Here is a 25,967-nt window from a genome sequence, read left to right as displayed (position 1 = left end):
TTTTTTTGAGTTTTCAGCAGGCCAGCAAAATGGAAAATCCGGCTTTCAAACGAGCGATCAGAAGCTTTGTGCTGCGACAGGGTCATCTGTCGTCGGGTCAACAGCGTGCGATGGACGAAGGCATGCCGCGCTGGGGCATAGACTATCGCCCCGAGCCGGTCGACCTTGAGCAGGCCTTCGGCCGCGCCGCGCCCAAGATTCTGGAAATCGGCTTCGGCATGGGCGGCGCCACCGCCGAAATCGCGGCCGCCAATCCGGACAAGGACTATCTGGGCATCGAGGTGCACGGCCCCGGCGTCGGCAATCTGTGCAAGCTGATCGCCGAGAAGGAATTGAGCAATCTGCGGCTGATGCGCCACGACGCGGTGGAAGTGCTGGACAATATGCTGCCGGACGGCAGCCTGGACGGCGTGCACATCTTCTTCCCCGATCCCTGGCACAAGAAGCGCCACAACAAGCGCCGGCTGATCCAGGCGCCGCTGGTGGCCAAGCTGGCCAAGAAACTGAAGCCGGGCGGCTATTTCCACGCCGCCACCGACTGGGAAGACTACGCGATCCAGATCCTGGAAGTGCTCAGCGGCGATCCCGATCTGGAAAACACCGCCGCCGACTACGCGCCGCGCCCTGACTACCGCCCGCTGACCAAGTTCGAAGCCCGCGGCATCAAGCTGGGCCACGGCGTCTGGGACCTGGTCTTCCGCCGGCGGTAGGGTGCGTCACCCCAACGGGGCGACGCACCGTTGGGCGATGTACCGTCGGGCGCCGCGCCGACAACGCTCGCCCCCTCGCCCTCCCAGCAGCCCCGTATGGTGCGTCACCCCGAAGGGGCGACGCACCGCAACGGCGACACATTAATAACGCTCGCCCCCTCACCTTCCCGGTGGCCCCGTAGGGTGCGTCACCCCCATCGGGGGCGACGCACCGGAAGCCAAGCCCTCACCCGGCCAGCAGCGCCTTGATGTCTTCGACCAACTCGTGCGGCTCGACCGCCGGCTCGTAGCGCTTCACCACCCGGCCGCGCGCGTCGATCAGGAATTTGGTGAAGTTCCACTTCACCGGGTGCGGATGCGGCGAATCGGCCTGGGTCAGCCAGCGCCATAGCGGATCGGCGCCGGCGCCGTTGACCTCCAGCTTGGCGAACAGCGGGAAGGACACGCCGAAGCGTCCCTGGCAGAAAGCCAGGATCTCCTGCTCGCTGCCCGGTTCCTGGCCGCCGAACTGATTGCACGGAAAGCCGAGCACCGCGAAGGCCTGGCCGGCGAAATAATCCTGCAGCTCCTGCAGGCCGGCATATTGCCGCGTATAGCCGCACTCGCTGGCGGTGTTCACCAGCAGCGCCACCGTGCCCTCGTAGGCCGAAAACGCCTGCAAGGCCCCGTCGGCCCGCTGCGCGCTAAAATCGTAGAGCGTGGTCATGACAAGCTCCGTCCCGTATAATGCCGCAGCCCGGAATGGCAGCCGCCTGCGACCCTGACCCCTTGCTGTTGGATGATGCGGACGGCGTGTCCGCGCCGAGTCCCGCCCGTTATCGCCGAGGTCTATACCGATGCTGTTCAACCCCAGCCGCCAGGACGCCCGTCGCTTCTTTTTCGACACCTGGAGCAAGTCCAAGTCCGGTCAGCCCATGTCCGACCTGGAACAAATCGTCCTATCCATTCTTATAGACCACCCTGAGTACCATCCCATCCTGGAAAATCCGCAGGCCTTCCTGGAACAGGAGTGGACGCCGGACATGGGCGAGACCAATCCCTTCCTGCACCTGGGCCTGCACGTGGCGATCGCCGAACAGCGCTCGATAGACCAACCGTTCGGCATCCGCGCGCTGTACGCGCAACTGGCGCTGCGCCACGGCGACGAGCACCGCGCCCAGCACGAAATCATGGAATGCCTCGGCGAGATGATCTGGCACGCGCAGCGTTATGGCGGCGGTCCGGACGTCAACCGCTACATTTCCTGCATCCGCGGCAAGCTGGGCATGGGCGAGGAAGAGGCGCCGCGCGCCAATCCCAACGATCTGGACGACTGAAAAAAAGCACCGTGGCGGAGAACCGGCCACGGTGGAACAAGCGGGGCAACTCGATGCGGCGATAGCCGTACGAGCCATTTCAAGTTAGTCCATTCATCAAAGAGATGCAAATCTATTTAAATAGTTTCGATAAAATCGCCATAATCGCCCAGAAAAAAGCCGGAATCCCCTATTGTGGACCCGGCTTTTCAATTGAATGGCTTGCTTCTGCTTAAATCAATCGATTCAGACTCTCGCCGCGGACATGCGCTTCGATATTGGCGGCCAGCTGCGCCGCCAGCCGGTTCATCGCCTCCGCGCTGGCCCAGCCGACATGCGGCGTGACGATCAGGTTCGGCAGCCGCGCCTTCAACAAGGGATTGTCCGCCGGCGGCGGCTCGACGCTCAACACGTCGAAACCCGCCCCGCCCAGCTGCCCGTACTTCAACGCCGCGACCAGGTCGGCCTCGTCGACCAGGCCGCCGCGCGCGGTATTGATCAGGATCGCGCCCGGCTTCATCGCCATCAGCTCCGGCTGGGCGATCATGCCGCGCGTCCCGTCGGTCAGCGGACAATGCAGCGACAACACGTCGGCGCGCGCCAGCACCTCGGCGAACGGCAGCCGCCCTTCCCGGGTCCGTGACTCGCCCTTGCGCTCGGCGAACAGCACCTCCATGCCGAAGGCCCTCGCCATTTCGGCCAGCTGACCGCCTATGCCGCCCCCGCCGACGATGCCCAGCGTCGCGCCGCGCATCTCGCGTATCGGCGCGCCGAAATGGCAGAACTGCCGGGACTGGCTCCAAACGCCGGCGGCGACGTCGCGCTGATAGGCCGGCATATTCTTCATCAGCGCCAGCATCAGCGTCAGCGCGTGTTCGGCCACCGTATGGTCGCCGTAGTGGCGGACGTTGCAGACGGCGACGCCGCGCTCGCGGCAGGCATCGATGTCGACATGGTTGTAGCCGGTGGCGGCGATGGCGACCAGCTTGAGCGCCGGGAGCCGCGCGATCGTCTCGCGCGACAGCGGCACCTTGTTGCTGATCACGATGTCGGCCTCGGCCACGTGCGCGACGACCTGGTCGGCGGCGGTCGCCGGATATTCGCGGTAACGAACGGGGAAGCCAAAAACGGGAACCGGGACAGGCAGGCTGTCCCGGTCGAGGAATACGACGTGATGAGTCATTGCGCGGCGGTCATCTCTCGAAGGTGATCAGATCCCGATAGGCATGCCAGCTGGCCAGGGCCAGCACCGGCATGATGATGATCAGGCCCAGGTAGTAGGTGGCGAATCCGACCACCGACAGCACCACAATGATAACGGCCCACAAGCCCATCGTCAGCACATTGCGGTACACCGCCTGCACGCTGGCGATCATCGCGGTGATGGTGTCCACTTCCTTGTCCAGCAGCATCGGGATAGACACCACGCTGACCGAGAACACCATCTGGGCGAACAGGAAACCGACGGCGAAATAGGCGATCAGGAACTCGATATTGTCGGCCTTGAACGCGTCGGCGACGATCTCGTTCAGATTCGGCAGCGCCGCGGTGTCGTAGAACAGCGCGAACATCAGCAGCGACACGCGGAACCAGCCGAACACCAGCACAGCCAGCAACACCGCGTACAGGCTGAAGCCGGGCATGTTGACGCGCCAGGCCGCCATGCTGTGCAGCAGCTTGACGCGGCCGTGGCCATCGAAGGCCTCCATCTGCTTGGCGATGTCGTACAGGCCGATGGCCAGGAAGGGGCCGGCCAGCAGGAAGACGGTGGCGAAAGTGATCACCAGCTCCGGCGCCTGCTCGACATAGGCGCCGAGCAGATAGCCCATCAGCACGAAGATCGCGCCATAGAACAGACAGTCGGCCGGCACTTTCTGGAAGTCGCGGAAACCCTTTTTCAGCCATTGCAGCGGCTGCAGCAGTTCCACCTTGCGCGCCACCGGCCGTACCGGCGGCGCTTCGCGATCGGTCACATCCATGGCACACCCCCTTGACTCACATGAAAATCGAAGACATAGCGTCCTGAATTCAGTTATATGCCACGCAGGGGAAAACACAAAGCGGCGGTCCGGCTGCTACAATCGCGCGGTGGAAACCGATACTGGCGAAAGGAAAACGCATGAGCGAACTGATCATTGAAGAACTGGCCATCGGCGAAGGCGCGGAAGCCGTCGTCGGCCAGGAAGTCACCGTGCACTACACCGGCTGGCTGACCGACGGCAGCAAATTCGACTCCAGCAAGGATCGCATGCAGCCGTTCAGCTTCCCGCTGGGCGCCGGCTACGTGATCAAGGGCTGGGACCAGGGCGTGCAGGGGATGAAGGTCGGCGGCAAGCGCAAGCTGACCATTCCGGCGGAGCTGGGCTACGGCGCGCGCGGCGCCGGCGGCGTGATTCCGCCGCACGCGACGCTGGTGTTCGAAGTGGAGCTGCTGCAGGTAGGTTGATTCCCGCCAGCAAAAAGGCCATCCGGACGGATGGCCTTTTTCTCGCGCCCGGCGACGCTCACTTCTTGACGCAGGACACGCGGCGGCGCTTCAGCCAGACGCAGGCTACCGCCAGCAGCAACACCGCCACCACGGCGAGAATCCCCGCCTGGCCGCGATGCACCATCGTCATCAGCCAGTCGCGGTTGGCGGCGCCGTAATAGCCGAGATAAACCCAGACCGGCACCGAGATCAGCGCGGCGAAGCCGTCCATCAGCAGGAAGCGCCAATAAGGCACCCGGCGCGTCATGCCGGCGGTGATGAAGATCGGCGAGCGCAGGCCGGGCAGAAAGCGGGCAACGAACAGCACCCAATTGCCGTATTTCTCGAATTTCTCCTGCACCGCCTCGAAACGCTCCTGGGTCAGGATGCGGGCGATCGGCTTGAAGCGCAGGACCTTGTGGCCGAAAATGCGTCCGGCCAGGAACATGATGCCGTCGCCGACCAGCACGCCGGCCATGCCGACGACGAACATATAGTGCACATTGGCGTAACCGAGGCCGGAAATCACGCCGCCGGCCACCAGGGTGATGTCCTCGGGAATCGGCACCCCGAAACCGCAAATCAGCAACACCGCGAACACGGCCACATATCCGTAGCCAGTGAAGAAATCGAGAAGTATCTGCAGAGTATCCATCTAATATTCCGTCCGCCGGCTTGGTTCCAAATCGTCGCAATCAAGCGGCCGGGCGGCTAATGTCCATGCACGGAGGTGTATAATAGCACACCTCACGTACACGCTTTCTTGACATGACACGCCCGATCCGGCTGGAGATTTCCCTCCCTGCCATCCGCCACAATTTCCTGTCCATCCGCCAGCGTTCGCAAGCCCGCGGCCTGTTCGCCGTGATCAAGGCCAATGCCTACGGCCACGGCGTATTGGACACGGCAAAGACCCTGGCCGATCTGGCCGACGGTTTCGCCCTGCTCAATATCGAAGACGCGGTGCTGCTGCGCGAGGCCGGCATAGACCGGCCCATCGCGCTGCTGGAGGGACCATTCGACGCGACCGAGGCCGCCGCGATGGCCGACTACCGGCTCGGTGGCGCCGTCCACTCAGAACAACAGATGGACTGGCTGGCCAAAGGTTCCGCCCAGCGGCCGGTCGACGTCTGGCTGAAGATCAACAGCGGCATGAACCGGCTGGGCTTCCGCCCGGACCAGGCCGCCGCCGCGCAGGCCCGGCTGCAGGCGATGCCGCAGGCGAGGCTGGCCGCCGTCATGACCCACTTCGCCACCGCCGACGAAGACTACGGCGTCGCCGAACAATGGGGCCGCTTCGCGCCGCTGGCCGCCGCCAGCGGACTGCCGGTCAGCGCCGCCAACTCGGCCGCGCTGCTTCGCCATCCGCACACCCACGGCGACATCGGCCGGCCCGGCATCGTGCTGTACGGCGCCTCGCCGTTCGAGAACGAAACCGGCGCCGACCTCGGCCTCGCGCCGGCGATGACGCTGTCGGCCGACATCATCGCCGTGCAGACGCTGCAGGCCGGCGACGCGGTCGGCTACGGCCGCCGCTTCGTCGCCGACCGGTCCATGCGCATAGGCGTGGTCGCCTGCGGCTACGCCGACGGCTACCCGCGCATCGCCGCCAACGGCGCGCCGGCGGCGGTGGACGGCAGGCCGTGCTCGCTGGTCGGCCGGGTATCGATGGACATGCTGACGGTGGACATCAGCGATCTGCCGCAGGCCGGCGTCGGCAGCCGGGTCGAGCTATGGGGGCCGAACGCGCCTATCGAGCGGGTGGCCGCCGCGGCCGGCACCATAGGCTATGAGCTGATGTGCGCGGCAGCGCCGCGCGTGCCGCGCGTCGTGCATGGCTGAACGCCAGCAACAATAGCGGCGCCGACAAGGCGCCGCCGACATGGGCCGACCAGAGCACAGGCTCGCCGCCCGACCCCAGGTTCGGCCACAGGCCCTGCCAGACCAGCCTCAGCAGCAGCAGGGCCGCCAGCCAGCGGCCGGCGGCCTCCCGCCGCTCCAGCCAGGCGACCGCCGCCCACCAGCCGTACACGATGCCCGAGGCGCCGAGAAAAGGCTGCGGTTCCGGCAGCAGACGCTGCTGCCAGGCCAGCAGCCACGGCAGCAGCAGCGCCAGCCCGCACAGCGGCCCGACCGCGCGCTGACCGCCCAGCCAGGCCAGCAACAGCAGGCCCGCGCCGTTCAGCGCCGCGTGCCGCCAGTCGGCGTGCACCCAGCTGCCGGTGAAGTCCCGCCACCATTCCCCGTCCATGCCGGGATCGAAACGCCAGCGCCGCGCCGCCTCGCCCCAGGGCGTCAACAGCGGCAGCAACGCCGGCAGCAGGCTGGCCAGCGGCGGCCTCAACGGCGGCGACGCCAGGCCAGCAGTCCCGCCAGCCCCAGCATCGCCAGCGCGGCTTCGTCGACGCCGGCCACCGGTACCGGCTGCAGATCCACGTACAGCGGGTCGTGATCGGACGAGCGGTAGGCGTCGGGCGCGTAGTAGTTATCCCGCTGCGAGGCCGACTTGAACTCGCTGCCGTACTCCAGCGCGGTCGGCTCGTCGGCGTTGATGTGCCACTCGCCGGCGCCGGCCACCCACTTCGTCAGCGTGGCGTCGGCCAGCGCGTGATCCAGATTACCGGACTCGCCCTGGTAGACATAGGAATAAGCGTCCTTGCGGAAGCGCGCCAGCAGATTGGACAGGCCGCCGTCCTCGAAGGCCCGGATCGGATCCTCCTTGGCGTAGGCGTTCATGTCGCCGATCACCAGCAGGCCCTCCTTGGCCGATGCGCCGCGCTGCTTCGCCCAGCTCACGAGATCCCGCGCGGCCTGCACCCGGGTCAGATTGCAGTTGCCCTGGCCGTCGCCGGTATCGACATCGGGCACGCCGCCGACCTTGTCCTGCGCGCAACTGCTGCCCTTGGACTTCAGATGGTTGACCACCAGCGTCAGCTTCTTGCCGTCGATGTCAAAGGTCTGCGCCAGGCTGAGACGGTTCTTGCCCGGATCACCTATCGCCAGCGCCTGGGCGGCGCCGTCGGGCTTCACGCGCGACGGGCGGTACAACATGCCGGTGGTGATGGCATCGGTGCCTATCTTGGGCAGGCCCGGATCGACGAAGCGGTACTGCTTGTCGGCCTCCACGCCGGCGTTCAGCGCGTCGACCAGCTCCTTGACCGCCGATTGCGGGCCGAAGCCGTCGTTCTCCAGCTCCATCAGACCCAGTACGTCGGCGTCCAGCTGACGGATCGCGCTGACGATCTTGGCCTTCTGGCGCAGGAAGTCGTCGCGGGTCCTGGCGCCGCGCTCGGTCGGAAAGCCGCCGCCCTTGCCGTCGCCGTTGAAGAAGTTGAGCACGTTGAAACTGGCCACCCTGAGCTGGCCGGCCTTGCGCGCCGGCGCCGCCGCGCGCGGATTGGACGCGGCAACCTGCGGCTGCGACAGCGGCTGCACGCGGTAGGCGCCGTTGCTGAACGACACCACGCCGACGAGACCATCCAGACGGTCTCCGACCCGCAGCGTGTTGGCCGCGGACAGGCCGCCCGGACCGGGCAGCCAGGCGTCGGCGTTCTGCCAGGTCTTGCCGTCGTCCAGCAGCAGGCGATCGCGCGTATTGGACGCGCGCAGCGCCTGGGCCTCGGCGCTGCCGGGACGGTGCTGCTGGGTCGGCACCCATTGCCGCGGCTGGCTGGACAAGGTCAGCTCACCATAGCGGCCATAGTTGTAGCTGTCGACGACGAAGAGCGGCTGCTCGAACTTCACCGCCATACCGGTCAGCGACTCCAGTTGCGCGGCGGCGGCGTCGCTCAGCGGCAGGCGCAGCGTCACCGGCGCGAGTTCGCCCTGGTAGCCGCAGGCTTGCACGTCGGCGGCCGCCGATGGTTGCAGCTGGGTCTCGCTGCTGGCGTCGCCCTTGCGGCCGAACTCCAGCACCTTGCCGCGTACGCCGACCACGTCGCCGGCCTTCAACGGCGGCAGCGCCAGCTTGCCGGTGTAGACGTAGATGCCCTCGGAAGTGGCGGGGTCGGCATCCTGGTTCTGCTGCGCTTCCTGGATGAAAAATCCTGCCGGGCCGTCCTTGCCGTACAGCAGGCCGCTGACCACGCCCTGCACCGTCACGGTCTTGCCCTGCATCGGGCTCTGCGGGCCGTTACCCTGGATCTGGTGGATGCGCGTGTCGGGCAGGCTGCAGGCGGCGTGGGCCTGCAAGCCGGCCAGCGCCAGCGACGCGGCGGCGACCGCGCGGGAGAGGGTCGATACGGGTATTGTTCTCATCTTTTTGTCATCCTGAGTAGAGGTGAGGCGATTCTATCCTCAACAAGATGACATAAAAGTTTATTATTGTTTCAAATGTGGTTTTTGATACAAAAAATGCCAACCCGAACAGGTTGGCATCGTTTGCTTGGGGACCCTCGACGGTCAGCGGACGATCTTCTCTATCGCCGCGGCGATGGCCCGCGCCCAGGACTCGGCCAGCGCCTCGTCGTCGGCCTCCACCATCACCCGCACTACCGGCTCGGTGCCGGACGGGCGCAATACCACGCGCCCGCGGCCGTTCAGCGCCGCCTCGGCCTCGGCCAGCGGCGCGGCGGCGGCGGCCTTCCAGTCGCAACCGTTGTGACGGACATTGATCAGCGTCTGCGGAAACGGCTGCCAATCGGCGCAGATCTGCGCCATCGGCTGCTCCAGCTGCTGCACCGCGGCCAACACCTGCAGGCTGGAGATGATGCCGTCGCCGGTGCTGTGCTTGTCCAGGCACAGGATATGGCCGGACGCCTCGCCGCCGACCTGCCAGCCGTCGGCATTCAGCATTTCCAGCACATAGCGGTCGCCGACCTTGGCGCGGCCGAAGGGCACGCCCTGCTGCTGCAGCGCCAGCTCCATCGCCATATTGGTCATCACGGTGCCGACGACGCCGCCCTTCAGCTCGCCGCGCGCGGCGCGCGCCTTGGCGATCACGTAGATCAGCTGGTCGCCGTCGTAAATGCGGCCATCGGCGTCCACCATGATCAGGCGGTCGCCGTCGCCGTCCAGCGCGATGCCAAAATCGGCGCGATGCCGCAGCACTTCCTGCTGCAAGGTCTTCGGATAGGTCGCGCCGACCTTGTCGTTGATGTTGTAGCCGTTGGGCTCGCAGCCGATCTGCACCAGCTCCGCGCCCAGCTCGTGAAAGACCTTGGGCGCGATATGGTAGGTGGCGCCGTTGGCGCAATCGACGACCAGCCTCAAACCCTTCAGGCTCAGCTCGTTCGGAAAGGTGCTCTTGCAGAACTCGATATAACGCTCGGCGGCGCCGTCTATGCGGCGGGCGCGCCCGAGCTCGGCCGACGGATTGGTGGCCATCGGCTGCTCCAGCATCGCCTCGATCTCCAGCTCCAGCGCGTCGTCCAGCTTGTTGCCGCCTTCGGCGAAGAACTTGATGCCGTTATCCTGGAACGGATTGTGCGAGGCCGAGATCACCACGCCGGCCTCCAGCCTGAGCGCGCGGGTCAGATAGGCGATGCCGGGCGTCGGCAGCGGACCGGTCAGCAGCACATTGACGCCGGCGGCGGTGAAGCCGGCCTGCAACGCGGCCTCCAGCATATAGCCGGAGATCCGGGTGTCCTTGCCGATCAGCACGGTCGGACGGCTGTCCTTGTCGTGGTTGACCAGCACGCGGCCGGCGGCATAGCCCAGCCTCATCACGAATTCCGGATTGATCGGAAACTTGCCCACTTCGCCTCGCACGCCGTCGGTGCCGAAATATTTGCGACTCATTCAATATTCTCTGTATCGGTTCAATGCCTTGCCAGGCGCAATGCCCGCCATTTTGCCACCGCCGGGCGGTGGAAAACCAGCTTCAAATCAACAATTCCGCAAGGCCTGCCACAATTGCAGCGCCTGCCGCGTCGCCTTGACGTCGTGGACGCGTATCACCGCCGCGCCGCGCCGCGCCGACTCCAGCGCCGCGGCGACGCTGGCGCCCAATCGCTCGGACGGCTCCGCTTCGCCGGTGATCGCGCCCAGCATCGATTTGCGCGACAGGCCCACCAGCTGCGGCACGCCGGCGATGCGCTCCACCTCGTCCAGCCGCGCGAGCAGCGCCAGATTGTGCTCCAGCGTCTTGCCGAAACCGAAGCCGGGATCGACCAGCAAGCGCTCGCGGACGATGCCGGCGTCCAGGCACAGCTGGACTCGGCGCTGCAGATAATCGGCCACCTCGGCCACGACGTCGCCGTATGCCGGCCTGTCCTGCATCGTGTCCGGATTGCCCTGCTTGTGCATCAGACAGACCGCCGCGCGGCTCTCGGCGGCCAGCGGCAAAGCGCCCTCGTCCTCCAGCGCCGACACGTCGTTGATCAGGTCCACCGCGCCCAGCCGGATCGCCTCGCGCATCACCGCCGCGCGACGGGTGTCCAGCGACAGCGGCGCGCCGATGTCGCGCAGTCTCTCCAACACCGGCAGCACCCGCGCCATTTCCTCGTCCGGACTGACGAAGGGCGCGCCCGGCCGCGTCGATTCGCCGCCAATGTCCAGGATGTCGGCTCCCTCGGCCAGCATTGCCTCGGCGCGCGAAAGCGCGTCGTCCAGCCGGTTGAAGCGGCCGCCGTCGGAGAAGGAATCCGGGGTGACGTTCAGTATGCCCATCAGCAGCGGACGGGACAGATCGAGCGCGAAGCGCCCGCATTGCAAGGTTTTCATCTTGATTCTCGTTCCCGGCGCCCCGTGCCTAGACGGCCGGAGCCGAATGCAAAACCGGGCAAGCCCGCGAAGGCTTGCCCGGTTGAACGAAGCGCGGCTGTCAGATTTCCTGGGCCGGATCGGACGTGGCTGAAGAGGCGGCCGCCGGCTCTTCCGGCTCGGCCGGCTTGTCTTCCGCCTTGGCGGCGAAACCGGAACCCGGCTTCGGCGGACGCGGCGGCTTGCCGTCCATGATGTCGTTGATCTGCTCGGCGTCGATGGTTTCGTACTCCAGCAGCGCAGCGGTCATCGCCTCCACCTTGTCGCGGTTCTCTTCCAGCAGGCGGCGCGCCAGCGCGTACTGCTCGTCGATGATGCGGCGGATTTCGGCGTCGACCTGCTGCAGCGTCGCTTCCGACAGGTTCTTGTGCGTGGTGATCGAACGGCCGAGGAAGACCTCGCCCTCGTTCTCGCCGTACACCATCGGACCCAGCTTGTCGGACATGCCGTAGCGGGTCACCATGTCGCGCGCCATCTGCGTCGCACGCTCGAAGTCGTTGCTGGCGCCGGTGGTCATCTGGTTCATGAACAGCTCTTCGGCGATGCGGCCGCCGAACAGAATGGCCAGCCTGTCCATCAGGTAGCCGCGGTCGTAGGCGAAGCGGTCCTGTTCCGGCAACTGCATCGTCACGCCCAGCGCGCGGCCGCGCGGGATGATGGTGACCTTGTGCACCGGGTCGGACTTCGGCAGCAGCTTGGCGACGACGGCATGGCCGGACTCGTGGTAGGCGGTGTTCTTCTTCTCCTCCTCGGTCATCACCATGCTGCGGCGCTCGGCACCCATCATGATCTTGTCCTTAGCGGATTCCAGATCTTCCATGTCGACCAGCCGCTTGTTGCGACGGGCGGCGAACAACGCCGCCTCGTTGATCAGGTTGGCGAGGTCGGCGCCGGAGAAGCCCGGCGTGCCACGCGCGATCACTTCGGCGTTGACGTCGGCGGCGATCGGCACCTTGCGCATGTGCACGTTCAGGATCTGCTCGCGGCCGCGGATGTCCGGCAAGGGCACGACCACCTGGCGGTCGAAGCGGCCCGGACGCTGCAGCGCCGGGTCCAGCACGTCCGGACGGTTGGTCGCGGCGATGACGATCACGGTGGAGTTGGTGTCGAAACCGTCCATCTCCACCAGCAACTGGTTCAGCGTCTGCTCGCGCTCGTCGTTGCCGCCGCCGAGACCGGCGCCGCGCTGGCGGCCGACCGCGTCGATTTCATCGATGAAGATGATGCACGGGGAATTCTTCTTCGCTTGCTCGAACATGTCGCGCACGCGGGCCGCGCCGACGCCGACAAACATCTCGACGAAGTCGGAACCGGAAATGCTGAAGAACGGCACCTTGGCCTCGCCGGCGATGGCCTTGGCCAACAGCGTCTTACCGGTACCCGGGCTGCCTGCCAGCAGGATGCCGCGCGGGATGCGGCCGCCCAGGCTCTGGTAGCGGGAAGGGTCGCGCAGATAGTCGACGATCTCCTTCACCTCCTCCTTGGCCTCGTCGCAGCCGGCGACGTCGGCGAACACCACGGTATTGGCGTCCTGGTCCAGCATCCGGGCCTTGCTCTTGCCGAACGAGAACGCGCCGCCCTTGCCGCCGCCCTGCATCTGGCGCATGAAGAACACCCACACGCCGATCAAGAGCAGCATCGGGAACCAGCTGATGAAGATGCTCATCAGCATGGACGGCTCTTCCTCCGGCTTGGCCGAGAAGCGCACATTGTTCTTGATCAGGTCGTCGACCAGTTGCGGATCATACGGCGCGAAGGTGGAGAAGGCGGTGCCGTCGGTCAGCTTGCCCTTAAGCCACTGGCCGCGCAGCGGATGCCCCTCTATGGTCAGGGATTGCACCTTGCCCGACTCGACATCGCTGACGAACTGCGAATATTCGAGCTGGTTCTGGGTGTCCTGGCGCTTGTTGAACTGATTGAAGACGGTCATCAGTACCAAGCCGATGATCACCCAGATGGCGATGTTTTTGCCGATATTGTTCACGAGTAGCGGACTCCTCTGTGCCCTGACTTTTTGGTTGCTTGTTTAATACGGCTACGATTGTAACGCCCCGCGCCCTTTTATGTCAGCGGCGACCCTTGCCCAGCAGATAGATTTCGCTGGAACGGTCGCGCGACGCCTTGGGCTTGCGGGTGACCACCTCGCCGAACAGCTCGCGCATGGCCTTGAGGTAGTCCTGGAAATCGCTGCCCTGGAACACTTTGACGAGAAAGTGGCCGCCGGGTTTCAAATGATCGCGCGCAAAATCCAGCGCCAGCTCGCACAGCAGGAAGCTCCTGGCCTGATCGATGGCGCTCATGCCTGACATATTGGGCGCCATATCGGAAATTACAAGGTCGAGCGCGCGGCCGTCCAGCAAGGCCTCGAACTGTCTGAGCACTTCCTCCTCGCGAAAGTCGCCCTGAATGAAGTCGACTCCCGGCACCGGATCCATCGGCAGTATATCCAGGGCGAATACCTTGCCGGCATCGCCGACGATGCGCGCCGCCACCTGCGACCAGCTGCCCGGCGTCGAGCCGAGGTCCGCCAGCACGGTGCCCGGCCGAATCAGTTTGTCCTTGTCGTTGATCTCCAGCAGCTTGTAGGCTGCGCGGGCGCGGTAACCGTCCTTCTGCGCCATCTGCACGTAAGTGTCGTTGACATGTTCCTGCAACCAGCCGTTGCTGCTCTTGCTTCTTGCCATACTCGGCGATGCTTTCTGTCGTCTCAGTCGTCAGGATAGTCGATGCGCGCGCTGGGCAACGCGCTATCCTGTTGTTTTTCGGTTATTTCGGCCCCGACCTTGGGATGCGGGGCCAAATTCTAGTAGAATCACGTTTTGCTTCAGAATTCCATGTTTCCATGAAAATTGACATCAAGCCGTTTCAGCGCAAATACCTGCAGGGCCTGGCGCACGGCATCGACCCGGTCGTGATGGTCGGCAACCACGGTCTGACCGAGGCCGTCGTGCGCGAAATCGCCATCAGCCTGGACGCCCACGAACTGATCAAGGTGCGCGTGCAGGGCGACGACCGCGACGCCCGCGTCGCCATGTTCGAGCGGATCTGCGAGGAACTGGGCTGCGCCCCGGTACAGCACATCGGCAAGCTCTTGGTGCTGTGGCGCCCCAGCGACAAGGCGCGCATCACGCTGCCGAAGAACAAGCAGGCGATGAAGGGCTGAGTCCTCCCGCCCGGCAGACAAAAAAAGCGGTGGCCTTGCCACCGCTTTTTTACTTCGAGCGCAGCGAGGCTCCTTGCAGGGCAAGGCGGGGGATTCGGAATCAACAAACAGGCTGCCAAATCCAACACCCCGGTGGAGAGGCCCGGCTGCGCCGGGTCCTGTAAAACGATCCCAATGCCCGCTGCCCGCAGCCTGAAAGCGGTGGCCCGGCCACCGCTTTGTTATTTCGAGCGCAGCGAGGCTCCTTGCAGGGCAAGGCGGGGGATTGGGAATCAACAAACAGGCTGCCAGATCCAATACCTCGGTGGAGAGGCCCGGCTGCGCCGGGTCCTGTAAAACGATCCCAATGCCCGCTGCCCGCAGCCTGAAAGCGGTGGCCCGGCCACCGCTTTTTCATTGCCTCATGAATCGCTGCGCAGGATATATGCGAGGCCCAGCAGGCTCTGCACCAGGTAGATCAGGCTGGAGATCGCGTGCCAGGTGGCGAAGCCACCGCCGAACAAGCCCTCGGCCGCGTGGTTCATCTGCTGCTTCAGCGTGACGATGATGGGCGCGACGCCGAACTGATTGATCAGCGTGCAGGCCAGCATGCCGACGATCAGCCAGAACGCGCCCTGCTTCAGGCCCGCTACGCCGTTGCGCCATACCTGATCGACCAGCAGAATCACCCCGCACACCAGCCCGATCCAGGCGATGGCGGCGAACAGCCGTCCGGCCACCATGCCGGCGGTGACCGCGTCCAGCGACTTGAACAGCACCGGCGCGACGATCAGGCCCGTCACCCACAAACCGCCAATCCACAAGGTCTTGGCAATAGCTCGCAAGCCGTCCATTCTCTCCCCCATGCTCGGCAGCAGGTGCGGCCGATGAAAAACGCGCGGCCATGGCCGCGCGCGATCCGGATCAGATGTATTTGACGTCGAGTACTTCGTACTCGCGGATGCCGCTCGGCGCCACCACCTCGGCCACGTCGCCGGCTTCCTTGCCGATCAGCGCGCGCGAGATCGGCGAGTTCACCGATACCTTGCACACCTTGATGTCGGCCTCGTCGTCGCCGACGATCTGGTAGGTGACGTTCTCTTCGGTCTCCAGGTCCATCAGGTCGACGGTCGCGCCGAACACCACGCGGCCGTCGGCGTCCAGCTCGGCCGGATTGATGATCACGGCGTTGGACAGCTTGCCTTCCAGCTCGGCGATGCGGCCTTCGACGAAGGCCTGGCGTTCCTTGGCCGCGTCGTACTCGGCGTTTTCCGACAGGTCGCCGTGGGAGCGCGCCTCGGCGATCGCCTCGATCACCGACGGACGCTCCACGCTCTTCAGGCGTTGCAGTTCTTCCTTCAGAAGCTCGGCGCCGCGTACAGTCAACGGGACTTTGATCATTACAGTATTCTCCACAGGCGGTTGTCCGCCTTCATCAAAAGCACAAGCCGCCGTACGGGACGGCGGCTTGCGCAAGCGGGTTTGAGCGGAATTGTAACGGCAAATCGCTTCCGCATCAAAGCCTACCGGCGGCCATGCCTCCTCAGCCGGCGATCTGCGCGTGCAGCTGCTGCACGCTGTAGACGTCGAATGATTCGGCGTGCTTCAGGCCCACACACACCGCCTTGGCGGCGGACAGCGTGGTGTACTGCGGCACGCGCGCCTGCAGCGCGGAGCGGCGGATCGAATGGCTGTCCTGGATCGCGGTGCGTTTCTCGTCCACCGTGTTGATCACCAGATCGACCTCGCCGTTCTTGATCATGTCGACGATGTGCGGGCGGCCTTCATTGACCTTGTTGACCACCTGCACGATCAGGCCGGCTTCGATCAGATGCTTGGCGGTGCCGCGCGTCGCGCAGACGCCGAAGCCCAGCCGCTGCAGCTCGCGCGCCACATCGACGACGCCATTCTTGTCAGAGTCGCGCACCGACAGGAACACCTTGCCGGTCTTCGGCAGGCGGTCGCCGGCGCCCAGCTGCGCCTTGACGTAGGCTTCGGCGAAGGTCTTGCCGACGCCCATCACCTCGCCGGTGGACTTCATTTCCGGCCCCAGGATGGTATCGACGCCGGGGAACTTGATGAAGGGGAACACCGCCTCCTTCACCGCGTAGAACGGCGGGATCACCTCCTTGGTGAAGCCTTGCTCGACGAGGCTGATGCCGGCCATCGCGCGGGCGGCGATCTTGGCCAGCGGCGCCGAGGTCACCTTGGACACGAAAGGCACGGTGCGCGATGCGCGCGGATTCACCTCCAGCACATAGATGGTCTCGCCCTGGATCGCGAACTGCACGTTCATCAGGCCGACCACGTTCAGCGCGCGGGCCATCGCCTCGGTCTGGCGGCGAATCTCGTCCTGCATCGCCGGGAACAGGCTGTAGGCCGGCAACGAGCAGGCGGAGTCGCCGGAGTGGACGCCGGCCTGCTCGACGTGCTGCATGATGCCGCCGATGACCACGGTCTCACCGTCGGACACGCAGTCGACGTCGACCTCGATGGCGTCGTTGAGGAAGCGGTCCAACAGCACCGGGCTGTCATTCGACACCTTGACCGCCTCGCGCATATAGCGCTCGAGATCGGCCGGTTCGTGGACGATTTCCATCGCGCGGCCGCCCAGCACGTAGGACGGGCGCACCACCAGCGGATAGCCGATTTCCTCGGCCAGCTTCATCGCCTCGGCCGGCGCGCGGGCGGTGCGGTTGGGCGGCTGCTTCAGGCCCAGCTCGTTCAGCAGTTTCTGGAAGCGCTCGCGGTCCTCTGCGGCGTCTATCATGTCCGGCGTGGTGCCGATGATGGGCACGCCGTTGGCCTCCAGCGCGCGGGCCAGCTTCAACGGCGTCTGACCGCCGTACTGGACGATGACGCCGAACGGCTTCTCGACGCGGCAGATCTCCAGCACGTCCTCCAGCGTCAGCGGCTCGAAATACAGGCGGTCGGAGGTGTCGTAGTCGGTGGACACGGTTTCCGGGTTGCAGTTGACCATGATGGTCTCGAAGCCGGACTCGCGCAGGCTCAGCGCCGCGTGCACGCAGCAGTAGTCGAACTCGATGCCCTGGCCGATGCGGTTCGGCCCGCCGCCCAGCACCATCACCTTCTTGCGGTCGGACGGATTGGACTCGCACTCTTCCTCGTAAGTCGAGTACATATAGGCGGTGTCGGTGGCGAATTCGGCGGCGCAGGTGTCGACGCGCTTGTACACCGGGTGCAGGCCCAGCGCCCAGCGCTTGGCGCGCACGGCGGCCTGATCGGAGCCCAGCAGCTCGCCGAGGCGACGGTCGGAGAAGCCCTTGCGCTTCAGGCGGCGCAGTTCGGCGTAGTCCATGTCCTCGATCTTGCGGCCGGCCAGCGCCTGCTCCTCGCCGACGATGTCCTCGATCTGGGCCAGGAACCACGGATCGATCTTGCTGACCGCGTGGATATCGTCGCGGCTCATGCCGATGCGGAAGCCGTCGGCGACGTAGAGGATGCGTTCCGGTCCCGGCGCGCCCAGCTCGTGGCGGATCGCGGCCTCGTCGGCGGTCACCGGATCGAAGCCGGCCAGGCCGGTTTCCAGGCCGCGCAAAGCCTTCTGCATCGACTCCTGCAGGGTGCGGCCCATCGCCATCACCTCGCCCACCGACTTCATCTGGGTGGTCAGGCGATCGTCGGCCTGCGGGAATTTCTCGAAGGCGAAGCGCGGAATCTTGGTGACCACGTAGTCGATGGACGGCTCGAACGAAGCCGGGGTGGCGCCGCCGGTGATGTCGTTCTTCAACTCGTCCAGCGTGAAGCCGACGGCCAGCTTGGCGGCGATCTTGGCGATCGGGAAGCCGGTGGCCTTGGACGCCAGCGCCGACGAACGCGACACGCGCGGGTTCATCTCGATGACGATCATCTCGCCGGTGGCCGGATTGGTGGCGAACTGCACATTGGAGCCGCCGGTGTCGACGCCGATCTCGCGCAGCACCGCCAAGGAGGCGTTGCGCATGATCTGGTATTCCTTGTCGGTCAGCGTCTGGGCCGGCGCGACGGTGATGGAATCGCCAGTGTGTACGCCCATCGGGTCGAAGTTCTCGATCGAGCAGATGATGATGCAGTTGTCGCTCTTGTCGCGAACGACCTCCATCTCGTATTCCTTCCAGCCCAGCACCGACTGCTCGATCAGCAGCTCATGCGTCGGGGAGGCCTCGAAGCCGCGCTCGCAAATCGCCAGGAATTCTTCCCGGTTGTAGGCGATGCCGCCGCCGGAGCCGCCCATGGTGAACGACGGGCGGATCAGCGTCGGGAAGCCGACCTTGGCCTGCGCGTCCAGCGATTCCTCCATCGTGTGGCAGACGAAGGACAGCGGGCAGGACAGGCCGATCTTGGCCATCGCCTCCTTGAAGCGGCCGCGGTCCTCAGCCTTGTCGATCGCGTCTTCGGTAGCGCCGATCAGCTCGACTTTATATTTTTCGAGGACGCCGTTGCGGGCCAGATCCAGCGCGCAGTTCAGCGCGGTCTGGCCGCCCATCGTCGGCAGGATGGCGTCCGGGCGCTCCTTGGCGATGATTTTTTCCACCACCGGCCAGCTGATCGGCTCGATATAGGTGACGTCGGCCATCTCCGGATCGGTCATGATGGTGGCCGGATTGGAGTTGACCAGGATGACCTTGTAGCCTTCCTCGCGCAGCGCCTTGCAGGCCTGGGCGCCGGAGTAGTCGAACTCGCAGGCCTGACCGATGACGATCGGGCCGGCGCCAATGATCAGAATGCTTTTGATGTCGGTACGCTTTGGCATGGCTTCTACTCTTTGATGACTTGTATTTTTCCGGCCGCGCCCCCTCCCCGGCGGCGCGGCATGTTTACTCTCGACCCTACAGGCTGGCCACCGCCAGCTTGGCGCCGAATCCGACGAAGAGCGCGCCGACCGAGCCGCCCAGCGCCGCCGTCAGCTTGCGGCGGCGGCGGAAGGCCGCGGCCAGCTTGTCGCCCAGCAAGATCAACATCGACAGGTTGGCGATGCTGCAACACTGGACGATGGCGCCCAGCGCGGCGAAGGTGACGGCCGGATGCGGGTAGGCCGGATCGACGAACTGCACGAAGAACGAAACGAAGAACAATATGGCCTTCGGGTTCATCAGGCTGATCAGCAAGGCCTTGCGGTACGGGTGACCGCCGGACAGCGGCGACGCCGCCGCGGCCGGCGCCTCGCCCCGGCGCGAACGGAGCCAGGCGACGATGCCGGACTTCAGCATATTGACGCCCAGCCAGGCCAGATAACCGCCGCCTATATACTTGACCACCGCGAACAGCGCCGGGTTGGCCTGCAGCAGGCCGGCCGCGCCGGTGGCCGCCAGCGTCATCAGGATGAAGTCGCCGCTGACCACGCCGCCGGCGGCCGCGAAGCCGGCGCGCTTGCCGCGCTGCGCCGCCACCGACAGCACGTACATGGCGTTCGGTCCCGGCAGCAGGATGACGATCAGCGTGCCGATCAGATAGGTGGTGAGGTCGGTGATGCCCAACATGATTCGACCCCGCCCTACTGCCGTTCCGACATCGCCGCGATGAAGCGGTCGAACAGGTAGGCGACGTCTTCCGGTCCCGGGCTCGCTTCCGGGTGGCCCTGGAAGGAGAAGGCCGGGCGGTCGGTCAGCGCGATGCCCTGCACCGTGCCGTCGAACAGCGAACGGTGGGTGACGCGGACATGGGCCGGCAGGCTGGTTTCGTCGACCTGGAAGCCGTGGTTCTGGCTGGTGATCATCACGCGGCCGCTATCGAGGTCCTGCACCGGGTGGTTGGCGCCGTGGTGGCCGAACTTCATCTTGGAAGTGGCGGCGCCGGTGGCCAGGCCCAGCAACTGATGGCCCAGACAGATGCCGAACACCGGCAGCCTGGTCTCCAGGATGTCGCGGATCGCCGAAATCGCGTAGTCGCACGGCTCCGGATCGCCAGGGCCGTTGGACAGGAAGACGCCGTGCGGATTCAGCGCCAGCACGTCACGGGCCGGCGTCTGCGCCGGAACGATGGTCAACTGACAGCCGCGCTCGGCCAGCATGCGCAGGATGTTGTGCTTGACGCCGAAATCGTAGGCGACGACGTGGAAACGGGTCGAAGCCTGAACCTGGTAGCCGGCGCCCAGCTTCCATTGCTTCTCGGTCCAGGCGTAGGGCCGCTGGCAGCTGACGACCTTTGCCAGATCCTGACCGGCCATGCTGCCGAAGCCGCGCGCCAACTCCAGCGCGCGGGCCTCGTCGATGTCGCCGGCCATGATGCAGCCGGCCTGGGCGCCCTTCTCGCGCAGGATGCGGGTCAGCTTGCGGGTGTCGATGTCGGCGATCGCCACCACATTGTGCTTCTTCAGGTAGTCGGACAGCGAGTCTTCGGCGCGGAAGTTGCTATGCAGCAGCGGCAGATCGCGAATGATCAGTCCCGATGCAAAAACGGCGCGGGATTCGGTGTCTTCCGAATTCGCGCCGACATTGCCGATGTGCGGATAAGTGAGTGTGACGATCTGCCTGGTGTACGAGGGATCCGTCAGGATCTCCTGATAACCGGTGATGGCGGTATTGAACACCACCTCGCCGACCGTGTGGCCGGCGGCACCGATAGCACTACCTCTGAAAAGCGTGCCGTCAGCCAAGACAAGGATTGCGGGGAGGTTTGACACTGGCTGGCTCCTATTGCATTGCTCGGGCGCTTATACAAAAACCGGCTATGCCGGTTCCGTTGCCCACCCTGAGATTTTCAAAATTCTTATGTGAATAACGGGACTAGGCGCCGCGCGCCAGTCCCGTTTGGTTAAACCTTTCTATAATATCGCGGATATTGCAGTTGCACAATACGGCCGGCGAAAATTAAGCCAAAATCGATCACGCTCCCGGCTTCACCTGCCAGCTGACGCCGGTCGGTCCGGCAGGCTGGCCCAGCATCAGCATCAGCGGCTTCAGCGCGTCGTACTTGTCCGGCGGGCTGTCGGCGGTGCCGGCCATCGTGAACGCGCCGCCGGCCGGCCAGCCGCCCTGGCCGTTCAACATCAACGGCCCTTCCAGCGTGCTCAGGTTCAGGTTCAGGCCCTGCGGCGTGCCGGCCACGTCCAGCTGGTAGCTGCCGAACGGCAGCACCGTCGTCAGCGGCGAGGCCGCGCCGCGCCAGGCCAGTTGCGCGCTGCCGCTGATGTCCTTGCCCTGGCGCGCCAGCTGCGGAATGTTCAGCTGCAGCTCGCCGCCCAGCCTGGCCGCCTGCCAGGTCTTGGACAGATTGGCCAGCGCCGCCACCGGCAGCGACAAGGCCAGGCCCCTGACTTCCTGCTTGCCCAGGGCCAGTTGCAGCATGCCGGGCTGGCCGGCGCTGTCCAGATGCCAGACCAGCAGGCCGGACAGCAAGGCCTTCGGCTGCCACTGCCACGCCAGCGGGCTCATGCCCTGAACCTCGCCGGCCGGCCCCAGGTAGACCAGTTGCGCGCTGCCGTCCCACAAGGTGCCTCGCGCGTCGCTGACGCCCCAATGCTGCTCGCTCAAGCGCCCGACCGGCACCGACAGCCAGCTGGCCGGCAGCGCCGACAGCGCGCCGGCGAGCAACAGCAGCGCCAGCGACAGGTATCCGCCTATGCGCCCCCTCATGCCGCCGCTCCCGCGTGCGCCAGCAGCGCCTTGATCTTGACCTGGCCCGGCACCGGCTGCGCCTCGGCCTTGACGTTGACCACCCGGACCTGCTGCTGCTGCGACAGCGCGCCGGCGAAGCGCACCCAGTCGTCGAAGCCGACCACCCCCTCCATAGCCACGCCGGACTCGCCGTCGGCGTTGAACTGCAGCGCCGCGACGGACAGACCCTGGCTCTTGGCCGTCTGCTGCAGCAGCGGGATCAATTCCTTGGCCGGCAGCGGCGTCTGCGCCGGCTGGCGCTTCAGCTTGTCGGCCTCCGCCGCCAGCGCCTTCACCATGCCGAGCTCGGCCTGCAGCCGCGCGACCGAGGCCCGGTTGCGCTGCAGCGACGCATTCGCCGGCTCCCACACCGCCAGATACAGCAGCGTGGCGCCCAGCACCGCGGCCATCGCCGCCAGCAGCCTCTGCTCGCGCGGGCTGCGCTGCGTCCAGTATTCGAGAAACTGTTGCTTGTACGCTGTCATCGTCACGGCTCCCGCGTCACTACCAGTTGCTTGCTGCCCGGCTGGCTGCTCGCGGCGTCCAGCAAGATCTGCTTCGCCGCCAGCTGCTTGCGCCAGCGCGCCAGGCTGTCCGCCGGCACTTCGGCCACCTGCAGCTTCAACCGGCCGGCGTCGTATTCCAGCGTGCGCACCTGCAATTCGCGCCCGGCCACCGCGGCCAGCGCGCCCATCAGCTCCACCATGTCGTCGCGCGCCGGCAGACCGTGGCTCAGCCTGAGCTTGTCGACCGCGCGCAGCATCGGCAAGCCGCTGCTGCCGGGCAGCGCCTGTCCGCCTATCAACGGCGTCGCGGCGCCGCGGATCTGCTGCGACAGACTGTGCTTCTGCCACGCATACCAGCCGGACTGCCCCAGCGTCAGCAGGATCTGCGCCGCCAGCAGGCCGCCCAGCAGCCAGGCGGCTTTTTTCAGCGACGGCCCCCAGTCGCGCCAGCGGCGGTTGGCCGCCAGCTCGCCCTGGGCGAAATCGAAGCCGCCGTGGCGGCGGCCGCTGCGCCAGTCATAGGCCTCGCCGCGCACGGTCTCGCCGGACCAGCCTGGCAGCCGGCTCAGCGCCTCGTCGACGCTGTCGACGCCGCACAGCAGCAGACGCTCCGGCGGCGCCACCGCCAGCAGCGAGGCGAACAAGGCCTGCTCCACCTGGCTGCCGCCGCGCGGCAGGCTGGCGGCGTACGGCGAGGCCGCGCGCACCAGCCAGCGGTCCGCCAGGCGCGTCACGCTCCAGCCGGCGGCCGGCGGCTCGGCCAGCAGGCACTCCTCCGGCACAATGCGGTCGCACAAGCGGCCCAGGCTCTTCAGCATCGCCACCGCGCGCCTCAGGCCGACCGCCTCGGTGGCCGCCACCGCGCGGCGGCCGTCGGCGGCCGCGCCCAGCGCGTACAGATTGGCGCCGGGGTCGTTGGCCAGCCCCTCCTCCAGCGCGAAGCCGACGATGGCCGGCGCCGGCTGCTTGACCGCGTCCGGCAGCTTCACGTCGGTGAACAGCGTGCGGCCGAGCGGCAGCACCAGTTCGCACTGGTCGGCCTTGGGCCAGCCGCCGGGCGCGCTGTCGCCCTGGGCCGACAGCTCGCCGCGGGCGCCCAGCAGCGCCCAGGGCAGCCCCGGCTCGCTATCGGGCCAGCCCGCCCGCAGATAGAGTCGCAGCGTCGTCATGTTTGTCTCCAGCGGACCGCGCCAGCAGGCCGCGTCCGTCGTTGCCGTCTTGTCGCCACATCATCTTGACGACGTTCTGATTGCTGTAAATCATCGCCCGCATCGACAGCCTGGCCTTGCCGTAGCTGGCCCGGCTGTCGAGCAGGAAGTAGTTGGACGCGGCGCCGATGTCGGTGTCGGCGACGATGCCCGGCGGCGGCTGCCGCGCCTTGAAATCGGCCGCGTCCTTGAAATAATTGTTCTGCCGCTGCTTCATCAGCACCAGCAGATTGCCGTCGCCTATGCCGGGCAGCAGCGTCTTCATCACCATGTCGGTGGCGGTATTGACGTTGATCTGCGTCACCGTCGGCGGCAAGGCCGCGACGTGCGGCGCCAGCTTTTCCATCACTTCCGGCGTATAGCCGGGCAGCCAGCGCAGCATTTCCACCCGCGTCAGCGGATGGTTGGGCTGCGGCGCCGCCGCGCCGTTGGCGTCGTTCGCCGGCTTGTCGTCTTCGTCGCGGCCGCCGCGCAGCGACTTCAGCAGCGGCTCGGACAATCGGGTCGGCAGGCCCAGCGTCTTCAGCAGCGCCCGGTAGAACTTCAGCTGGCGGGCATTGGTCTGGCCGTTGAGCACCAGCGAATTGATGTTGAAGCGCCCCTGCAGATCGGTCAGCGCGCCGCTGACCTTGACGCCCTGCGCCTCGGTCTGCGGCAGCGGTTGCGCCCACAGCTGCGACAAGGCGACGACGCCGTTGCCGGCCGCGCCGTTGTTGAAGCGCAGAATCTCCATCGACCAACCGAGGCCGGCGTCGGCCACCAGCCGCAACTGGGCCCGGCTGTGGTCGTTCTCCAGCTGGTGCCACCACAGGCCCTGCTGCCACAGCACCAGACTGGCCGCCGTGGTGGCCAGCGCGACGATCAGCAGCGCCATGATCACCGCCATGCCCGACTGGCGTTTCCTCATGGCAAGCCCCATATCCGCCGCACCGTCCGGCCGCCGGGCATCTTGATCCGCATTTCCAGCGCGCGCGGCACCCGCCCCTGGGCGGTGTCGCCCATCGGCCAGGCATCCTGCCAGCTGCCGTCGTTGAGCATGATCCGCCAGCCGACCGGCATGTCCTGGCCCAGCAGCGAGTAGGCGATCGGCGCGCCGGCGCCGGCATCGCCGGCCGACCAGCTGGTGCCGCCCCCGCCCGAGTGGTAGACGACACGCTCCATGCCGCCCGGATAGCGGGTGGACACCATTTCCAACACCAGGGTCTGGCCGTTGCCGTCCTGCAGCAAGGTCAGCGTGCTGGCGCCGAGCACCAGGCCCTGCTGCTGGTCGCCGGCCGACGGCTGCGGCTGCAGGCCGGTCAGATCGCTCTCCAGCCGGCGGAAGGCGCGCGCCGAATCCACCCACTGAGCGCCGGTCTGCATCAGCCGCTCGCGCGCGATCAGCAGCGAGCCGAAGGCCTTGTAGCCCATCACCGACAGGATGGCCAGCAGGCTCATCGCCACCAGAATCTCCAGCAGCGTCATGCCGCCCTGGGCGCGCGCGCTCACCCGCCGCCTCCCGGCACCAGCCTCAGATAGCCGGTGACTTCGGCCAAGACGTAGCGCCCGGCGCCCGGCGCGAGGATGCGCACCGCCACCTTGCGGAAATTGGGATTGGGCGTCGCGGTGATCTCGCGCTCCCAGCGCCATTCGACGCCGTCCTCCTTGCTTTCGCCGGCCTGCGTGCCGGGCTCGGGAAACTGCCGCAGCGCCTGCAGCACCGCGATCTGGTTCTGCGCCTCCCAATTGGCCTGCATCCGCCGCTCCATGCCTTCGGCGTTGTCGGCGGCCAGGCCGGTGGCGCGCAGCAGCGCGCCCAGCGCCACCGCGATGATGGCCAGCGCCACCAGCACCTCGAACAGGGTGAAACCTTGCTGCCGCCTCATGAGCCGTCCGCCACCGTCACCCGCCCCAGCGGCGATTGCAAAACCGTCAGCTTGCGGCCCGCGCCGTCCAGCCGCAGCGCCAGCGCGGCGGCGCGGCCGTCCTGCCACAACAGCAGCGGCCGGTCGCCCTTCCACGGCTTGCCGTCCTCTAGCGCGCCCTGGCCCGCTATGCCGTCCGGCCACTCGTGGGCGGCCAGCAGCTCCTCGGTCACCGGCTGCCACTGGCCCTCGTCGTCCAGCCGGCTGAAGGCGTAACCCTTGCCGTTCCAGCTGAGCGCCAGCGTGTCGCCCATCTCCGCGGCGTCGCCCGCCTGTTCCAGCACTCGGGCGAAGCGATAGGCCTCGTCGCCCAACTGTCTGTGGGTGTCCGGCCGCAGGCTGAGCGTGACGGTGGTCGCGAGGACGCCGATGATCAGCATCACCACCATCACCTCGATCAGCGTGAAGCCGCGCGCGCGCGCCGCGAAAAGCACCGTT

Annotated in this window: 27 protein-coding genes; 5 read left to right on the top strand and 22 right to left on the bottom strand. The window is 66.3% G+C overall.

Annotated features, from left to right (window positions below; translation table 11 throughout):
- Nucleotides 1-29: 29 nt before the first annotated feature.
- Nucleotides 30-710, top strand: a complete 681-nt coding sequence (trmB, locus tag CXB49_RS02350) for a tRNA (guanosine(46)-N7)-methyltransferase TrmB (protein WP_101706918.1) — start codon at nt 30-32, stop codon at nt 708-710.
- 226 nt (nt 711-936) lie between these two features.
- Here trmB and CXB49_RS02345 read toward each other — a convergent pair whose 3' ends face one another.
- The gene (locus CXB49_RS02345; protein WP_101706917.1) at nt 937-1,416 is read right to left on the bottom strand and encodes a glutathione peroxidase; all 480 of its coding nucleotides are present in this window, start codon (nt 1,414-1,416) and stop codon (nt 937-939) included.
- Between the two features lie 130 nt (nt 1,417-1,546).
- Between CXB49_RS02345 and CXB49_RS02340 the strand changes: the two genes are divergently transcribed.
- Complete coding sequence (locus tag CXB49_RS02340) at nt 1,547-2,026, top strand: DUF1841 family protein (RefSeq protein WP_199406765.1); 480 nt, start codon at nt 1,547-1,549, stop codon at nt 2,024-2,026.
- Nucleotides 2,027-2,237: 211 nt separating this feature from the next.
- Here the strand turns inward: CXB49_RS02340 and CXB49_RS02335 are convergent, their stop codons facing one another.
- Together CXB49_RS02335 and CXB49_RS02330 are read right to left on the bottom strand one after the other, a co-directional pair.
- Nucleotides 2,238-3,188, bottom strand: a complete 951-nt coding sequence (locus CXB49_RS02335) for a D-2-hydroxyacid dehydrogenase (protein WP_101706916.1) — start codon at nt 3,186-3,188, stop codon at nt 2,238-2,240.
- 10 nt (nt 3,189-3,198) lie between these two features.
- Entirely contained in the window at nt 3,199-3,984 is a 786-nt protein-coding gene (locus CXB49_RS02330) for a DUF2189 domain-containing protein (RefSeq protein ID WP_101706915.1), read from the bottom strand.
- A gap of 140 nt (nt 3,985-4,124) precedes the next feature.
- Here CXB49_RS02330 and CXB49_RS02325 point away from each other — a divergent pair, with 140 nt between their 5' ends.
- The gene (locus CXB49_RS02325; protein ID WP_101706914.1) at nt 4,125-4,451 is read left to right on the top strand and encodes an FKBP-type peptidyl-prolyl cis-trans isomerase; all 327 of its coding nucleotides are present in this window, start codon (nt 4,125-4,127) and stop codon (nt 4,449-4,451) included.
- 58 nt (nt 4,452-4,509) lie between these two features.
- On the opposite strand, the gene CXB49_RS02320 is transcribed toward CXB49_RS02325, so the two are convergent.
- Nucleotides 4,510-5,127, bottom strand: coding sequence for a DedA family protein (locus tag CXB49_RS02320; protein ID WP_101706913.1), 618 nt, complete (start codon nt 5,125-5,127; stop codon nt 4,510-4,512).
- A gap of 113 nt (nt 5,128-5,240) precedes the next feature.
- On the opposite strand from CXB49_RS02320, the gene alr reads away from it, so the two are divergent.
- The gene (gene alr, locus CXB49_RS02315) at nt 5,241-6,314 is read left to right on the top strand and encodes an alanine racemase (RefSeq protein WP_101706912.1); all 1,074 of its coding nucleotides are present in this window, start codon (nt 5,241-5,243) and stop codon (nt 6,312-6,314) included.
- Here the strand turns inward: alr and CXB49_RS02310 are convergent.
- The 6 genes from CXB49_RS02310 to rlmE form a co-directional block, all read right to left on the bottom strand.
- The gene (locus CXB49_RS02310) at nt 6,223-6,816 is read right to left on the bottom strand and encodes a rhomboid family intramembrane serine protease (protein WP_101706911.1); all 594 of its coding nucleotides are present in this window, start codon (nt 6,814-6,816) and stop codon (nt 6,223-6,225) included. The genes alr and CXB49_RS02310 overlap by 92 nt on opposite strands.
- On the bottom strand, nt 6,813-8,729 hold the full coding sequence (locus CXB49_RS02305) for an ExeM/NucH family extracellular endonuclease (protein ID WP_101706910.1): 1,917 nt from the start codon (nt 8,727-8,729) through the stop codon (nt 6,813-6,815). Before CXB49_RS02305 ends, CXB49_RS02310 begins: the two co-directional genes overlap by 4 nt.
- Before the next feature lie 144 nt (nt 8,730-8,873).
- A complete protein-coding gene (gene glmM / locus CXB49_RS02300) occupies nt 8,874-10,211 on the bottom strand; it encodes a phosphoglucosamine mutase (RefSeq protein WP_101706909.1) in 1,338 nt (445 codons plus the stop codon).
- 87 nt (nt 10,212-10,298) lie between these two features.
- A complete protein-coding gene (gene folP / locus CXB49_RS02295; RefSeq protein WP_101706908.1) occupies nt 10,299-11,135 on the bottom strand; it encodes a dihydropteroate synthase in 837 nt (278 codons plus the stop codon).
- A gap of 100 nt (nt 11,136-11,235) precedes the next feature.
- The gene (ftsH, locus tag CXB49_RS02290) at nt 11,236-13,158 is read right to left on the bottom strand and encodes an ATP-dependent zinc metalloprotease FtsH (RefSeq protein WP_101706907.1); all 1,923 of its coding nucleotides are present in this window, start codon (nt 13,156-13,158) and stop codon (nt 11,236-11,238) included.
- A gap of 82 nt (nt 13,159-13,240) precedes the next feature.
- Nucleotides 13,241-13,858 carry a 23S rRNA (uridine(2552)-2'-O)-methyltransferase RlmE gene (gene rlmE / locus CXB49_RS02285; RefSeq protein WP_101706906.1) on the bottom strand — a complete coding sequence of 206 codons (618 nt, stop codon included), beginning with the start codon at nt 13,856-13,858 and terminating at the stop codon, nt 13,241-13,243.
- 158 nt (nt 13,859-14,016) lie between these two features.
- Here rlmE and CXB49_RS02280 point away from each other — a divergent pair, with 158 nt between their 5' ends.
- The gene (locus CXB49_RS02280; protein ID WP_101706905.1) at nt 14,017-14,337 is read left to right on the top strand and encodes a YhbY family RNA-binding protein; all 321 of its coding nucleotides are present in this window, start codon (nt 14,017-14,019) and stop codon (nt 14,335-14,337) included.
- A 401-nt stretch (nt 14,338-14,738) separates the two neighbouring features.
- Here the strand turns inward: CXB49_RS02280 and CXB49_RS02275 are convergent, their stop codons facing one another.
- From CXB49_RS02275 to CXB49_RS02220, 12 genes are all read right to left on the bottom strand, one after another.
- A complete protein-coding gene (locus tag CXB49_RS02275) occupies nt 14,739-15,170 on the bottom strand; it encodes a DUF4149 domain-containing protein (protein ID WP_101706904.1) in 432 nt (143 codons plus the stop codon).
- A 70-nt stretch (nt 15,171-15,240) separates the two neighbouring features.
- Complete coding sequence (gene greA, locus CXB49_RS02270; protein WP_101706903.1) at nt 15,241-15,717, bottom strand: transcription elongation factor GreA; 477 nt, start codon at nt 15,715-15,717, stop codon at nt 15,241-15,243.
- Nucleotides 15,718-15,859: 142 nt separating this feature from the next.
- Complete coding sequence (carB, locus tag CXB49_RS02265) at nt 15,860-19,069, bottom strand: carbamoyl-phosphate synthase large subunit (RefSeq protein WP_101706902.1); 3,210 nt, start codon at nt 19,067-19,069, stop codon at nt 15,860-15,862.
- 76 nt (nt 19,070-19,145) lie between these two features.
- Nucleotides 19,146-19,796 (bottom strand): leucine efflux protein LeuE, encoded by a 651-nt coding sequence (gene leuE / locus CXB49_RS02260; protein WP_101706901.1) that lies wholly within the window; start codon nt 19,794-19,796, stop codon nt 19,146-19,148.
- Between the two features lie 14 nt (nt 19,797-19,810).
- A complete protein-coding gene (carA, locus tag CXB49_RS02255; RefSeq protein WP_101706900.1) occupies nt 19,811-20,938 on the bottom strand; it encodes a glutamine-hydrolyzing carbamoyl-phosphate synthase small subunit in 1,128 nt (375 codons plus the stop codon).
- A gap of 202 nt (nt 20,939-21,140) precedes the next feature.
- On the bottom strand, nt 21,141-21,890 hold the full coding sequence (locus CXB49_RS02250; protein ID WP_101706899.1) for a type II secretion system protein N: 750 nt from the start codon (nt 21,888-21,890) through the stop codon (nt 21,141-21,143).
- Nucleotides 21,887-22,396, bottom strand: coding sequence for a type II secretion system protein GspM (gspM, locus tag CXB49_RS02245; RefSeq protein ID WP_101706898.1), 510 nt, complete (start codon nt 22,394-22,396; stop codon nt 21,887-21,889). Before gspM ends, CXB49_RS02250 begins: the two co-directional genes overlap by 4 nt.
- A gap of 2 nt (nt 22,397-22,398) precedes the next feature.
- Nucleotides 22,399-23,586: a type II secretion system protein GspL gene (gene gspL / locus CXB49_RS02240; protein ID WP_101706897.1), complete on the bottom strand. Its 1,188-nt coding sequence runs from the start codon at nt 23,584-23,586 to the stop codon at nt 22,399-22,401.
- Nucleotides 23,543-24,532, bottom strand: coding sequence for a type II secretion system minor pseudopilin GspK (gspK, locus tag CXB49_RS02235; protein ID WP_158300591.1), 990 nt, complete (start codon nt 24,530-24,532; stop codon nt 23,543-23,545). Before gspK ends, gspL begins: the two co-directional genes overlap by 44 nt.
- Entirely contained in the window at nt 24,529-25,113 is a 585-nt protein-coding gene (locus CXB49_RS02230) for a type II secretion system protein GspJ (RefSeq protein ID WP_101706895.1), read from the bottom strand. Before CXB49_RS02230 ends, gspK begins: the two co-directional genes overlap by 4 nt.
- Nucleotides 25,110-25,490, bottom strand: a complete 381-nt coding sequence (gspI, locus tag CXB49_RS02225) for a type II secretion system minor pseudopilin GspI (RefSeq protein WP_101706894.1) — start codon at nt 25,488-25,490, stop codon at nt 25,110-25,112. The genes CXB49_RS02230 and gspI overlap by 4 nt, the downstream gene beginning before the upstream one ends.
- Entirely contained in the window at nt 25,487-25,963 is a 477-nt protein-coding gene (locus CXB49_RS02220; protein WP_101706893.1) for a prepilin-type N-terminal cleavage/methylation domain-containing protein, read from the bottom strand. The genes gspI and CXB49_RS02220 overlap by 4 nt, the downstream gene beginning before the upstream one ends.
- Between the last annotated feature and the right edge of the window lie 4 nt (nt 25,964-25,967).

Origin of the sequence: Chromobacterium sp. ATCC 53434, from assembly GCF_002848345.1 — a bacterium.
Classification (GTDB): domain Bacteria; phylum Pseudomonadota; class Gammaproteobacteria; order Burkholderiales; family Chromobacteriaceae; genus Chromobacterium.
Note: the sequence above shows the minus strand (reverse complement) of the source record. Positions and strands in the feature narration are given on the sequence as shown.